11 protein-coding genes are annotated in these 13,756 nt (G+C 71.3%); 8 read left to right on the top strand and 3 right to left on the bottom strand.

Going from position 1 to position 13,756, the window contains the following annotated elements; genetic code table 11:
* Positions 1 to 27: 27 nt before the first annotated feature.
* On the bottom strand, positions 28 to 2,388 hold the full coding sequence (locus tag F3H10_RS05880) for a heavy metal translocating P-type ATPase (RefSeq protein WP_223174236.1): 2,361 nt from the start codon (positions 2,386 to 2,388) through the stop codon (positions 28 to 30).
* A 249-nt stretch (positions 2,389 to 2,637) separates the two neighbouring features.
* Between F3H10_RS05880 and F3H10_RS05875 the strand changes: the two genes are divergently transcribed.
* Entirely contained in the window at positions 2,638 to 3,000 is a 363-nt protein-coding gene (locus tag F3H10_RS05875; protein WP_149783876.1) for a DUF5518 domain-containing protein, read from the top strand.
* Between the two features lie 283 nt (positions 3,001 to 3,283).
* Here the strand turns inward: F3H10_RS05875 and F3H10_RS05870 are convergent, their stop codons facing one another.
* Positions 3,284 to 3,787 (bottom strand): DUF367 family protein, encoded by a 504-nt coding sequence (locus F3H10_RS05870; RefSeq protein WP_149783875.1) that lies wholly within the window; start codon positions 3,785 to 3,787, stop codon positions 3,284 to 3,286.
* Between the two features lie 495 nt (positions 3,788 to 4,282).
* Between F3H10_RS05870 and F3H10_RS05865 the strand changes: the two genes are divergently transcribed.
* The 3 genes from F3H10_RS05865 (at position 4,283) to F3H10_RS05855 (ending at position 7,899) form a co-directional block, all read left to right on the top strand.
* Positions 4,283 to 5,038 carry a coenzyme F420-0:L-glutamate ligase gene (locus F3H10_RS05865; RefSeq protein ID WP_149783874.1) on the top strand — a complete coding sequence of 252 codons (756 nt, stop codon included), beginning with the start codon at positions 4,283 to 4,285 and terminating at the stop codon, positions 5,036 to 5,038.
* A 16-nt stretch (positions 5,039 to 5,054) separates the two neighbouring features.
* Positions 5,055 to 6,038, top strand: a complete 984-nt coding sequence (locus F3H10_RS05860) for a 5,10-methylenetetrahydromethanopterin reductase (protein ID WP_149783873.1) — start codon at positions 5,055 to 5,057, stop codon at positions 6,036 to 6,038.
* Positions 6,039 to 6,195: 157 nt separating this feature from the next.
* A complete protein-coding gene (locus F3H10_RS05855; RefSeq protein WP_223174235.1) occupies positions 6,196 to 7,899 on the top strand; it encodes a methyl-accepting chemotaxis protein in 1,704 nt (567 codons plus the stop codon).
* A gap of 84 nt (positions 7,900 to 7,983) precedes the next feature.
* Here F3H10_RS05855 and F3H10_RS05850 read toward each other — a convergent pair whose 3' ends face one another.
* Positions 7,984 to 8,223: a hypothetical protein gene (locus tag F3H10_RS05850; protein WP_149783871.1), complete on the bottom strand. Its 240-nt coding sequence runs from the start codon at positions 8,221 to 8,223 to the stop codon at positions 7,984 to 7,986.
* Between the two features lie 145 nt (positions 8,224 to 8,368).
* Here F3H10_RS05850 and F3H10_RS05845 point away from each other — a divergent pair, with 145 nt between their 5' ends.
* The 4 genes from F3H10_RS05845 (at position 8,369) to F3H10_RS05830 (ending at position 13,178) form a co-directional block, all read left to right on the top strand.
* The gene (locus F3H10_RS05845; protein WP_149783870.1) at positions 8,369 to 10,201 is read left to right on the top strand and encodes a site-2 protease family protein; all 1,833 of its coding nucleotides are present in this window, start codon (positions 8,369 to 8,371) and stop codon (positions 10,199 to 10,201) included.
* A 94-nt stretch (positions 10,202 to 10,295) separates the two neighbouring features.
* Positions 10,296 to 11,570: an ornithine cyclodeaminase, nickel-pincer nucleotide-dependent gene (locus F3H10_RS05840; protein WP_149783869.1), complete on the top strand. Its 1,275-nt coding sequence runs from the start codon at positions 10,296 to 10,298 to the stop codon at positions 11,568 to 11,570.
* Positions 11,567 to 12,085, top strand: coding sequence for a GNAT family N-acetyltransferase (locus F3H10_RS05835; RefSeq protein ID WP_149783868.1), 519 nt, complete (start codon positions 11,567 to 11,569; stop codon positions 12,083 to 12,085). Before F3H10_RS05840 ends, F3H10_RS05835 begins: the two co-directional genes overlap by 4 nt.
* 76 nt (positions 12,086 to 12,161) lie before the next feature.
* Positions 12,162 to 13,178, top strand: a complete 1,017-nt coding sequence (locus tag F3H10_RS05830; protein WP_149783867.1) for an NADP-dependent oxidoreductase — start codon at positions 12,162 to 12,164, stop codon at positions 13,176 to 13,178.
* Positions 13,179 to 13,756 lie beyond the last annotated feature (578 nt).

Below are 13,756 nucleotides of genomic sequence, written 5' to 3'. Positions count from 1 at the left end.
CCTGACCGCCGCCGGGGTCGCGCTCGGTCAGTCCGCCGTCCCGTGCGGGGTCGCCTCGAGCGGTTCGGACGCCTCGGGCGACTCGCTCGCCCGCGGCGGCTCGGCCGGCTCGACGTTCCCGAGCCGGAGCGCGTTACCGGTGACGCCGAGGCTCATTCCCATGTCGCCGACGATAACCGCCATCGCGACCGTGACGTATCCGAACGGCGCGCCCGCAGCCAGCAGCGCCTTCACGCCGAGGGACGCGCCGATGTTCGTCCGGATCGTCCGGCCGGCGCGCGCCGAGAGGTCGATCACGTACGGGAGTCGAGTCAGGTCGTCGGCCATGAGCGCCACGTCCGCAGTCTCGAGGGCGGTGTCGGTGCCGGCCGCGCCCATCGCGATCCCGACGTCCGCGGCCGCCAGCGCGGGGGCGTCGTTGATCCCGTCGCCGACCATCGCGACCCCGCCGTCGCTTTCCGCGCCGATCTCACGGACCGCGTCGACCTTCTCCTCCGGGAGCAGTTCGGCGCGCACCTCGTCGACGCCGACCGTCTCGCCGATGGCGCGGGCGGTCCGCTCGTTGTCGCCGGTGAGCATCACGACCCGCTCGATGCCGAGGTCGTGGAGCCGGTCGACCGCCCACGCCGCCTCCGGCCGGACCGCGTCCGCGACCGCGATGACGCCCTCGAGCCGCGCTTCGGTGCCGACGAGCACGACCGTCTTCCCCGCGGCCTGGAGCCGCGGGATCGTCTCGCCTGCCAGATCGAGGTACTCCCCGTGTTCGCAGGGCTCCGGCTCGTCGAGCCGGGCGGTCCCTCCGCTCTCGTCGACCTCGCCGGTCCCGTCCAACCCCTCGAGGGTTCCGCCGTCGGTTCGGACGTGGGCGTGTCCCAGATCGAAGCCGAGGTCCTCGAACAGCGACGGCTTGCCGGCGTAGTGGGTCTCGCCGTCGATCTCGGCTCGAACGCCCTTCCCGGCGAGCGCCTCGAACCCGGCCACGTCGCGGTCGGCGTCGACGTCCCTCCCGCCACCGTCGCCTTCGCCAGCACCCTCGCCGTACGCGACGATCGCCTCCGCGACGGGGTGTTCGCTCCGGCGCTCCAGCGCGGTCGCCCGCGCGAGCAGGTCGTCGGCGTCGGTTCCGCCGAGCGGGACGGCGTCGGTGACCGCGAGCTCGCCGGTCGTGAGCGTCCCGGTCTTGTCGACGGCGACGGCGTCGACGTCGCCGGCCGCCTCCAGGTGTTCGCCGCCCTTGATCAGGACGCCGTTTCGCGCGGCGGCGGTCACGCCGGAGACGACGCTCACGGGCGTCGAGATGACGAACGCGCACGGACACGCGATCACGAGCAGGGTGAGCCCCCGGACGAACCACGTCTCGGCCGGGCCGCCGACGACGACGGTGCCGAGGACGACCGTCGCGACCGCCGCGGCCACGACGATCGGCGTGTAGACGCCCGCGAAGCGGTCGACGAACCGCTCGGCGCGGGTCTCCTCGCCGTTGGCCGCCTCGACGAGCTCGACCACCTGCGCGATGGTGGACTCCTCGGCGGGCGCGGTCGCCTCGACCTCGAGGTAGCCCGCCTCGTTGATCGAGCCGGCGTACACCTCGTCACCCGGCTCCTTCTCCGCGGGGACCGACTCGCCCGTGATCGCCGACTCGTCGACGGCTCCCGAGCCCTCCCGGACGACCCCGTCGAGGGGGACGCGCTCGCCCGGCCGGACGGCGAGCCGCTCGCCGACCCCGACCGCCGCGGCCGGCACGGTCTCCTCCTCGCCGTCGCGGATCACGACCGCCTCGTCGGGGGAGAGCTCCATCAGTTCGCGCAGCGAGGTGCGCGCGCGGTCGATCGAGAACCGTTCCAACAGCTCCGCGGTCGAGAAGAGCACCGCGAGCGTCGCCGCCTCGAACGGGAGGTCGATGAGGAGGGCGGCGACCACCCCGATCGACATCAGGAGGTCGATGTCGAGGCTCAGCCCCCGCAGCGAGTAGTAGCCGTTCCGGAGGATCGGCGGGGCCGCGACCGCGATCGCGACCACGTACGCGAGCGACGCCCCCGAGACCTCCCACGGACCGAGGACGCCGACACCTTCGCCGACCGTCGCGAGGAGGGGGTTGGCCCCCGGCAGGAACCACTCGAGTGCGAGCCCGACGGCGAGGAAGACCCCGCCGACCGCGGTTGCGATCGCCCGCGGGCTCCGCCACAGGTCGTCGGCGACCGTGTCCGCGTCCGCGTCGGCGACGTCGTAGCCCGCCCCTTCGACCGCCGCGACGAGCGCGTCGGCGTCGATGACCGCCGGATCGTGGGTGACGACGACGACCCCGGAGGTCGGCCGCGTGTCGACGGCGAGGACGCCCTCGCGGTCGAGGGCCCCCTCGACCTTCCCCGCACAGGACGCACAGTCCATGTCGGGGACGGTCAGCCGTAGTTCGGCTCCGTCGGGTCCGGGCGCGCCGGTCTCGGTTCCGTCGGGTTCGGAGTCGTTCGTTCCGTTCCGTTCGCTCATTGGTGTCGCCTAGCCGGCCGACGGTTATTAATCCATCTGCCATTCTCTCCCGTTTATTTATAAGTAGTTAATATCTGAATAGAGTATATTAATAACCATACGCGAGGGAGCGACGGCGAGTATTTATCGGCCGGTCGGCTACGGACGGGTATGACCGATTGGCGCGCGGTCGGCTACGGGTTCGTCGTCACGGTGATCGCCGGGTTGCTGGCGACGTTCGTTCCCGTGATCGGCCACGTGGGTGCGGGGTTGATCGGCGGGTTCGTCGCGGGATACGTCGCCGGCGGCGGCCTGCTCTCCGGTACGTGGCACGGGCTGCTCGCCGGTTCCGTGAGCGGGATCGTCGTCACGCTGCTGCTCGCGGCGTTCGGCGGCCTCGTCGGCCTCGCCGCCGGGCCGATCGGCAGCCTGCTCGGCGGCGCGGGCGTCCTCGTCGTCGGGCTCTTCCTCACGTTCCTGTTCGCGATCGATTCCGCGCTCGCGGGCGCGATCGGCGGCGTCCTCGGCGAGTGAGTCGGGTAGCGAGTTCGTCGGAGCCCTCGAAGGTCGCCCCCGATCCGGTGGCGCGCCCGGGAGCGGGCCAGTGGCCCGCGACCGGCCCGCGAGGGAGTCGCTCGCCGGAGGCGAGCGACGAGGCTGGGGAGGCGTGAGGTGCGGGGCTGTGCGGGGTGGGGCTTCGGACGCGTTCACCGCGCCAGCAACGAGGGAGTACCGAGCGACCGGAGACGGTGGAGGCGTCCTCCGCCGTCACGTCTCCCGTTTCTAACCGTCGATCGACGCCGGACGTATCGACGTCTCACTCCCGGTCGAGGTACTCCTGTTGGACCGCGACGACCTCGCTCGAGTCCGCACAGTCGGCGTACCGCCGCAGGGGTTCCTCGTTGAGTTCGAGGAACGTCTCGCCCCAGGTGAACTTCGCCATGACCCGCTCCGCGTGGTCCGGCTCGCCGAGGATCGAGAGCGCGGCCGCGAACGCCTCGACGGTCGTGAGCCGCATCGGACGGCCGAAGTTCACGGGGTTGGCGGCGACGAGGTACGGGAGCGCGCGGTGCTCGCCGGGCAGGGTGAACTGTTTCTCGCCGGCCGACTCCCACGAGCAGTCGAGCGCGACGAGCGCGTTCTCGCGGGCGAGATCGGCGTCGGCCGGCGAGAGCGCCCGCTCGGCGTGTGGGTTGAGGACGACGCCGTACGGGGTGGCGCGGTCCGATCGGTGGAGTTCGGCGAGGTCGAAGCGCGCGAGCTTCCGGGCCGTACACTTATCGGGGTCGTCGTCGCCCTCGTACCGGACGTGGAGGTCCACAGCGGGGATTCGGCGGAATCGGTTATAAGGTGTGCGGAGCGGGAGAGCACGGTCACATCTCGAGAGGGAGACGCGGATGAGAGACACGTCTAAAGCCCCAACCGCTCGACTGTACACGAGTGCTAGCGCGGTGACGATCTCCAAAGCCCCAGCCGTGAGGTGGGCGCACGCTCGCTGTGCGCTTCGGTCGTTCGCTTCGCTCACTCCCTCCAGTGCTTGCGTCGCCTGCGCCCACCTCACGGCTGCCCCTTCGAGTCCCACCCCGAACAGCACCGCCCCGCACCTCACGCCTCCCCAGCCTCGTCGACTGTCCTCCGCTTCGCTCCGGCCAGTCGACTCCCTCGTGCGGGCGGCTCGCACCGCTTCGCGGTGCTCGCCGGCGCACGCCACTGCGTCTGTTTGTATGTTCTTCTGTCGCCGGATCCGGTTCACTGGGTACCGTCAAGCCGGCCCGGTACCGGCGGGGTTTTTCCTCGCCGACACGCAGGGTGGTGTATGGAGCTGTTCGCGGTCCCGGACCTCCCGGAGATCCGGGAGGGAGACGACCTCGCGGCCATGATCGACGAGCGCGTCGACCTCCGCGAGGACGACGTCGTCGTCGTCGCCAGCACCGTCGTCTCCAAGGCCGAAGGGCGCACGTTCGACCTCGCCGACTTCCCGGCGGGCCCGCGCGCGAACGAGATCGCCGACCGGCTCGCGGAGATATCCGGGGAGGAGAAGGACCCGCGGTTCGCGCAGGCCGTCCTCGAGGAGTCGACGGAGCTGATCACCGAGGCCCCGTTCCTCCTGACGGCGACCCGATTCGGCCACATCGGGGTCAACGCCGGCATCGATCGCTCGAACGTCCCCGGCGGCGACCTGCTGTTGCTCCCCGAGCGTCCCTCCGAGAGCGCGGCGCGGATCCGCGAGGGGATCGCGGCCGACCGCGTCGTCGTCAGCGACACCTGCGGCCGGCCGTTCAGACACGGCCAGCGCGGGGTCGCGATCGGCTGGGCCGGCATGCCGGCGAGCCGCGACTGGCGCGGCGAGCACGACCGCGACGGCCGCGAGATGGGCGTCACCGTCCAGAACGTGATCGACGAACTCGCGTCGGCCGCCAACCTCGTGGTCGGCGAGGGCGACGGCGGCACGCCGGTCGTCGTCGTCCGCGACTGGGAGTTCGGCGACCACGACGGCTCGGACAACCACTTCCGCGAGGTCGAGAGCGACTTCGTCCGGCAGGCGTTACGCGACTGGCGCTACGAGGAGTAGCCACACGACACCACCAATGCTCGGAATCGAACTCACCCCCGAACACGACCCGCATCGCGTCGTCGACCTCGGCGTCCGCGCCGAGGCCGCCGGCTACGACGCCGTCTACTCGACGTGTCACTACAACAACCGCGACCCGTGGGCGGTCCTCTCGGGGCTCGCGACCGCCACGGAGTCGGTCCGGCTCGGTCCCGGCGTCGCCAACCCCTACGAGACCCACCCCGTGACGCTCGCCTCGCGGGTCGCCACCCTCGACGAGCTGTCGGGGGGCCGCGCCGTCTTCGGGATCGGCCCCGGCGACCCCTCGACGTTGCGGAACCTCGGGCTCGAGGACGAGCGCGGGCTCCGCTCCGTGCTGGAGGCGTTCAAGACCGCCCGGAAGCTGTGGGCCGGCGAGCGCGTCGACCACGAGGGGACCTTCGAGGCCAGCGAGGCGGGGCTCAACTACGAACCCCCGCAGGGGCCCGACATCCCGGTTCACGTCGGCGGCGAGGGGCCACACATGTGCCGGATGGCCGCGAAACACGCCGACGGCCTGCTGTACAACGGCTCGCACCCGAAGGACCTCGCGTGGGCCCGCGAGCAGGTCGACGACGGGCTCTCGGACCGACCGGACCGCCGCGGCGACTTCGACCTGATCGCCTACGCCGCGGTGTCGGTCGCCGAGGACGACGAGGCCGCCCGCGAGGCCGCACGTCCCCCGGTCGCGTTCATCGCCGCCGGCGCGGCCCCGCCGGTGCTGGATCGCCACGGGATCGATCCCGACGCCGCCGCGGCCATCGGCGAGCGCGTCTCCGCCGGCGAGTTCTCCGCGGCCTTCGACCTGGTGACGCCGGGGATGATCGACGCGTTCTGTATGGCCGGCACTCCGGAGACCGTCCGGGAGCGCGCGAGCGACGTGGCCGAACACGCCGACGGACTGGTCGTCGGCTCGCCGCTCGGCCCGGACCTCGAGGCCGGCGTCGACCTCGCAGCGGACGCCGTCGACGGGCTCTTCTAACACCTTCCCGGTTCTCACGGGACGGGAATCGAGAATCGAGCGTGATAACCTCGGAGTGAGTTTCATTACCCGGTTCCGTCGAACCTCGCGTATGTCGAGCACACGACGGCGACCCGCCGGACTCCGAGGCCGGTACGAGTCGCTCCTCTGGGGGACGATGGACCGGCTGGGGGTCTCGGAGTCGATGGAACGAAAGGTCGTGACCGCGGTCGGAATTCAGTTTCTCGTCACCGTCGCGATCTTCCTCACGCCGTTCCTGTTCTCCGGCACGCTCTCGTACGTCGTCTCCGGCGTCCTGTTCCTCGGCGCGGTCGTGGCGATCTACAACACGCTCCTCATCGTGCGACGCGATTTCGTCGCCCCGATCCGGGAGTTGGAGGCCGGCGCGGACGCGATCGCGTCCGGGGACGTCGGCGGTAACGGAGCGGAGGCGGTAGCCGGAACCGCCGGGGCTGCCAGGGCCGCCGGGACCGCGCTCGCCGGCAGCGACCAGCCCGACGAGATCGGCAACCTCGTGAACTCGTTCACCGAGGTGGAGCGCTACCTCGGGACCGTCTCGGCGCAGGCGGAGGCGCTCGCCGCGCAGTCGTTCGACGACCCCGCGCTCGAGGAGGACGTGCCGGGCACCTTCGGCGAGTCGCTGTCGGAGATGGCCGCGAACCTCGAGGCGTACACGACGGAGCTCGAGTCGCTCGTCGACGCCTTCGGCGACGCCGCCGAGCGCGCCCAGGACGGGGACCTCACGGCGACGATCGACGACGACGCGCTGGCGACCGACCGGGACCGGTACGCCGAACTCGTCGGGAACTACGACCGGCTCGTCGCCACGCTCGGCGGGACCGTCGGCGACGTCCAGTCGTTCACCGGCGAGGTCGCCGCCACGAGCGACGACGTCCGGGCGAGCATGGACGAGGTCGACGACGCGAGCGCGGAGGTCGCTCGGTCGGTTCAGGAGATCTCGGACGGCGCGGCCGCACAGACGGACCAGTTGGAGGCGGTCTCCGGCGAGATGAGCACGCTGTCCGCGACCGTCGAGGAGATCGCGGCGTCGGCGGACGACGCGGCCGCGACCGCCCGGGACGCGGCAGACCGCGGACGCGCCGGTCGCGAGGAGGCCGCGGAGGCGATCGCGGAGTTGGAGACGCTCGAGGCGCGGATCTCGGAGGTCTCCGCCGCGGTGGCGGACCTGGTCGACCGGATCGGGGAGATCGACGAGATCGCCTCCGTGATCGACGGGATCGCCGAGGAGACGAACCTGCTCGCGCTCAACGCCTCGATCGAGGCCGCCCGGGCGAACGGCTCCGGAGACGGGTTCGCGGTGGTCGCCGACGAGGTGAAGTCGCTCGCGGAGGAGACCCGCGAGGAGGCGGCCGAGATCTCCGGGCGGATCGAGGAGGTCCAGGCGGCCTCGTCGGGGACCGCCGACGACGTGGAGGCGATGGAGTCGCAGGTGGCCGAGAGCGTCGACACGATCGAGTCCACCCTCCGCGAGTTCGAGGAGGTCGTCGAGGGCGTGACGACGGTCGACGAGACGGTCCAGGAGATCAGCGACGCGACCGACGACCAGGCCCGGACGACACAGGAGGTCGTGGACATGGTCGACGACATCGCCGCGGTCAGCGGACAGACCGCGACGGAGGCTGAGACCGTCGCGGCGGCGGCGGAGGAACAGACGGCGACGGTCTCGGAGGTGACCCGACGCGTCCACACCCTCGCCGACCAGTCGGAGGAGCTGTCGGCGACGCTCGACGAGTTCACGGTTCCGTCGACCGCGGCGGCCGAGACGGGAACGGCGAAGGAGGGAGCGACGGAAGCGGCGATCGGGGCTACAAGGTCACGGTCGAGCCCGAGCGACGACTGATCGGAGCGTGCCCCTCGAATCGAGGGAGGAACGGACGTGCCCGCGACTCCGCAGTCCGCCGGTCTCTCCGCCGCTTCTCGACGCCTACTCGCTTCGACCGCGGCCGCCGAGTGAGGGAAGGTTCACGCCGATCTCGCGGAGGAGCGCGCCGACCGCCGCGTAGCCGAACGCGGCCACGGAGGCGACGATCAACACCTGTCCGACGACGACGAGAAGCGCCGAGAGCGGGTCGCCAGCGCCGAGGATCAGGTCGTTCGCGAAGATGTCGACGAACCGGCCGACGTCGCCGACCAGCCGGGAGACGAAGTCGATGAGCGCGATCATGGTCGGACGTTGGACTGGGGGGTACTTGGGGTTTTAGTTCACGGTCGAACCCGAACGGACCGGTACGGGCCGCCCTCGGCTCGCCGGTCGAGCCGGGTTCACCGAACCGAACGCCTTACACCCGGCCGACCCTGACGGGTTCGACATGAACACGGTGCTGTGGGTCCTGACGGGGATCCTCGCGTACACGGCGGCCATGACGTGGCTCCGGAACCGGGGGATCCTCCCGGACTCCGTGCGGATCTCGGGGCCGCTCACGACCCTCCACACCCGTCGCGGGCGGGCGTTCCTCGAGCGACTCGCCGGACCGCGGCGGTTCTGGCGCGCGGTCGCGAACCTCGGGCTCGGCGGCGCGCTGGTCGCGATGGTCGGCTCGTTCGTCCTCATCGTCTCCTCCGGCGTGTCGGCGCTGTCGGCCACGCAGCCCTCCGCGATCCAGCAGCCGCAGAACTTCCTCATCATCCCCGGCGTGAACGAGTTCCTCCCGCTCTCGGTCGCGCCCGAGATCGTCGGCGGGCTCGCGATCGCGATGGTCGTCCACGAGGGAGCACACGGACTGTTATGCCGCGTCGAGGACATCGAGATCGACTCGATGGGGCTGGTCTTCCTCGCGATCCTGCCCGTGGGCGCGTTCGTCGAGCCGGACGACGAGGCGACCCGCGAGGCCTCCCGCGGCGCGCGAGCCCGGATGTTCGCGGCCGGCGTCACCGCGAACGTCGTCCTCACCGTGATCGTCTTCGCGCTGCTCTTCGGCCCCGTCGTCGGCGCGATGGGCGTCGCGCCCGGCTACGCGGTCGGCGAGGCGACGCCGGGGTCGCCGGCGGCCGACGCGGACCTGGCACAGGGCGACCGGATCGTCGAGGTCGCCGGCGAGCCGGTCGCCAACGCCGCGGCGTTCGAGGCCGCGCTCTCCGAGGCGGACGCGGACGTCTCGATGGTCGTCGACGACGGCGATGCGGAGCGCGAGGTCACCGTCGAACGCGAGCTCCAGGCGATCGGGTCGGCCGGCGGCAACCCCTTCGGCGTCACGGTGAGGGAGGACCCGACCGTCGTCACCGCGGTGAACGGCGAGCCGGTGCGGACCGAGGGCGGGTTCCTCGCGGCCGTCGGCGACGACGAGCGTGCGACCGTGGAACTCGAGGGGGTCGACGGCTCGAACGCCACCGAGGTGGAGGCTCCGATCGGCGCGTACATCGTCGGCGTCCAGGAGGACGGCCCGATCCACGACGCGGGCGCGGCGGTCGGCGAGCCGCTCACGATCGTGGAGATCGACGGCGACCGGATCCGCGACGACGACGCGCTCGCGTCGACGCTTCGGGAACGAGAGCCCGGAACGACCGTCGAGGTGGTCGCGTACACCGCCGACGACGAGCGCGTCCCCTACGACGTGGAACTCGACGCCCACCCGAACCGCGAGGGCGGGTTCATCGGGGTGAGCGTCTTCCCGGGCACGAGCGGGCTCGCGCTCGACGACGTCGGCGTCTCGGAGTACCCCGCCGGCGCGTACCTCGAACTGCTCGGGGGCGACGGCGGCGAGGGCGCGCTCGACGGCGTCGCGCTCGGCGGACTCGCGGACTCCGCGCTCGGGCTCGTCTTCGTCACGCTGATCCTCCCGCTCGGCAGCCTGTTCGGGCTGCCGTTCAACTTCGCCGGGTTCGCCGGCGGGATCACCAACTTCTACGTCCTCGAGGGCGGGCTCGCGTTCCTCGGCGGCGGCGCGTTCCTGCTCGCGAACCTGCTGTTCTGGACCGGCTGGATCAACATCCAGCTCGCGCTGTTCAACTGCCTCCCGGCGTTCCCGCTCGACGGCGGCCGGATCCTCCGGATGGTCGCGGAGGCGGTCGTGAGCCGGCTCCCGATCGGCGACCGGCACGCGGCAGTCCGGACGATCACGGTCTCCTCCGGGCTGGTCATGCTCTTCGGGCTGGTGTCGATGGTGTTCGGCAACCAGATCCTCTCGGCGCTCGGGCTGATCTGACCGGCAGTCCGGTCGGGTCTCCCTTCACGCCCCCGCCGACAGCAACGTCGGCCGCAGGGGAAACCGGTTTCTCCGCGGGGGGACACGGTGGCGTATGAGCCACTCGCGAACCGTCGAGATCGAGGGACACATCATCGACAGCGGGACGATGCAGCGGTGTTTCGGCGCGGTGATGGACCTCGGCGGGTCCTTCGACGTCGAGCAGTTCGACGTGGGGACCCACGAGGAGGCCGAGTCGTACTGCCGGATGCGCGTCTCCGCCGACGACGAGGGGACGCTCCAGGCCATCCTCCACGAACTCCACCAGAACGGCGCGGTGTTGGAGGATCCCTCGGACGTGGCGCTCGTCGCCGCCCCCGACGACAAGGTCGTCCCTCCGGACTTCTACTCGACGACGAACCACCCGACCGAGGTGCGGTACGACGGCGAGTGGATCGACGTCGAGCGGATCGAGATGGACTGCGCGCTGATCGTCGACCCCGACGGTCCCGACGGGGAGCCGCGGGCGTACACCAAGGTGCTCAACGCCGTCGAGGAGGGCGACCTCGTCGCGACCGACGAGTCGGGCATCCGGGTGAACCCGCCGGAGCGTCCCCGCGGGTCCGGCGGCGCGTTCGGGTTCATGCAAGGGGGCGTCTCCTCCGAGCGCCCCTCGGAGTCGACGATCCGCGAGGTGGCCGCGGAGCTTCGCGAGGTGAAGGAGGCGGGCGGAAACGTGATGGTCGTCGCCGGGCCCGCGGTGATCCACTCGGGCGCGGGCGACGCGCTCGCGGACCTCGTCGAGGCCGGCTACGTCGACTCGCTGTCGGCGGGCAACGGCTTCGCGACCCACGACCTGGAACGCTCCCTGTACGGCACCTCGCTCGGGATGGACGTCGAGACGCTCGAACACCCGCGGAAGGGGCACAAACACCACATCTGGACCATCTCGGAGATAATCCGCGCCGGCGGGATCGAGGCCGCGGTCGAGGAGGGGATCGTCACCGAGGGCGTGATGTACCAGTGCGTGCGAAACGACGTCGACACCGTGCTCGCGGGGTCGATCCGCGACGACGGCCCGCTGCCCGACACGGTCACGGACGCGGTGGAGGCACAGGACGCGATCCGCGACCAGGCCCACGACGCCGACATCGTGCTCATGCTCGCGACCCTGCTCCACTCGGTCGCGGTCGGGAACTGTCTCCCCTCGACGACGAAGACCGTCTGTGTCGACATCAATCCCGCCACCGTCACGCAGCTTCTCGACCGCGGCTCCGCGCAGGCGGTCGGCATGGTCACCGACATCGGCACGTTCGTGCCCACGCTCGCGGAGTTCGTGCTGGAGGGCGACGAGGACGCGGCGATCGCGGAGGCGGGTGAGAACGCGTGAGCATCGAGCTCCGCCCCTACGACGCGACGACCGACGCCGACGAGCTCTATGAGTTGAAACTCGCCTTCGAGCGGGGACTCGGCGAGAACACCGGCGGCGACGACAAGGCGGCGGCCTACGCGGGCAAGCTCACCGACGACTACCGCGAGGCGTGGCTCGCGTGGGTCGACCGCTGCGTCGCCGACGACCCGCGCTGCGTGACCGTCGCGGTGGACGGATCGAGTGACCCCTCCCTCGTCGGCTACGTCTTCTGTCTCCCCGAGCGGCTGGCGTTCGTCTGGGACGCCGCCGTCATCAACGAGCTCTACCTCGCGCCCGACCACCGGGGAACCGGCGTCGCCGACGACCTCATGGACGCCGCGCTCGACCTCGCCGCCGACCAGGACCTCCCGCTCGACCGGCTCGTACTCGACGTCGACCCGAAAAACGAGCGCGCACAGGCATTCTACGCGCGCCACGGCTTCGAGTCGTGGGGAGAGATGGTCGCCCGGCCGGTCGGGGAGAACGTCGACTGAGCGGCGTGGACGGAGCGCGGTCGTGACCGATCGCCGCCGCCCGAAGGCTATTGGCTCGCGGCCGCAAAGAACGGGCGTGACCGACACCACGCGCGAGTGGACCCTGGCCGAACGGCCCCGCGGCGAGCCGGACCTCGACTGTTTCGACCTCCGGGAGCGCGATCGACCGAAACCGGACCCCGGCGAGCTCCTCGTCCGCGTCCGCTACCTCTCCGTCGACCCGTACATGCGCGGTCGGATGCGGGACGCCGAGTCGTACGCGGAGCCGTGGGCGGTCGGCGACGCGCTGAAGGGCGGCGTCGTCGGCGAGGTCGTTTCGAGCGCCGACGGCCGGTACGACGCCGGCGACCTCGTCACCGGGAACGGGACGTGGGGCGACCACACGCTCCTGGACGCCGACGAGGTCGCCCCCGTCGACCCGTCGGTGGCGGACCCGCCGGCGTATCTCGGCGTGCTGGGGATGCCCGGGCGGACGGCGTACTTCGGCCTGCTCGAGGTCGGCGAGCCGAAGCCGGGCGACACGGTCGTCGTCTCCGGCGCGGCGGGTGCGGTCGGCTCCGTCGTGGGCCAAATCGCGAAGCTCAACGGCTGCCGCGTCGTCGGCTTCGCGGGCACCGACGAGAAGACGGAGTGGCTCACTGCGGACCTCGGCTTCGACGCCGCGATCAACTACCGGACCGCGGACGACTACGGCGCGGCGCTCGCCGAGGCTGCGCCCGACGGCGTGGACGTCTACTTCGACAACGTCGGCGGCCCGATCACGGACGCGGTGTTCGGCGAGTTGAACCTCGACGCGCGGGTCGCCGTCTGCGGCCAGATCGCCCACTACAACGACGAGGAGACGCCGACCGGCCCGCGGAAGCTCCCGCTGCTCATCGCCCCGCGCGCGAGGGTTCAGGGGCTGTTGGTGAGCGACTACGCCACCCGGTTCGGCGAGGCCGCCGACCGGCTCGCGGGCTGGGTCGCCGACGACGATATCGAGCACCGCGAGACCGTCGTCGAGGGACTGGAGAACGCCCCGGACGCCTTCCTCGGGCTCTTCTCCGGGGACAACGTCGGGAAGCAGGTCGTGCGGGTCTCGTCGCCGGAGTGATCGGGCGAAGGGCCCCCGGCCGGGCCGCGATCGTCCACGTATCGATGGCTTCGTGGGACTCTCCGTGGGAGAAGTTCTGCTTCAGTTACTCAGGTCCGCCCGATTCACATGCGGTGGCGTCGCCGGCGGCGGAGATGCCGGCTTCAAGCGAGATCTTCGCTCTCGCCCTGCGCCTGCGAGCGCCCGGGAGGGCGCGAGCAGCACGCGAGGGACGCGGTGAGCGGGGCGAGGTGTGAGCGAAGCGAGCACCTCGATAACGAGCGGCGAAGCCGTGAGTCGCGAACCGCGAGGCTGGGGAGGCGTGAGGTGCGGGGCGGTGCTGTTCGGGGTGGGACTCGAAGGGGCAGTCGCGATTCCCGCGAGCACAGCGAGCGGGAAGTCGAGAGACGAAGTCTCTCGGAAGGACGAACTCCGCCGACGTAAGCACTGGAGGGAGCGAACGAAGTGAGCGACCGAAGCGCGCAGCGAGGCGCAGGAGTCCTCGCGGCTGGGGCTTTGGAGGGGTTCCCCGCGCAGGCACCAGAGTATAGCCGAGCGGCTGGGGCTTTGGAGGGGTTCCCCGCGCAGGCACCAGAGTA

The sequence above is a fragment of the Halorubrum aquaticum genome (genome assembly GCF_900113615.1).
Taxonomy (GTDB): Archaea; Halobacteriota; Halobacteria; order Halobacteriales; family Haloferacaceae; genus Halorubrum; species Halorubrum aquaticum.
The sequence above is the reverse complement of the archived record's forward strand: the minus strand, read 5'-3'. Positions and strand labels throughout refer to the sequence as shown.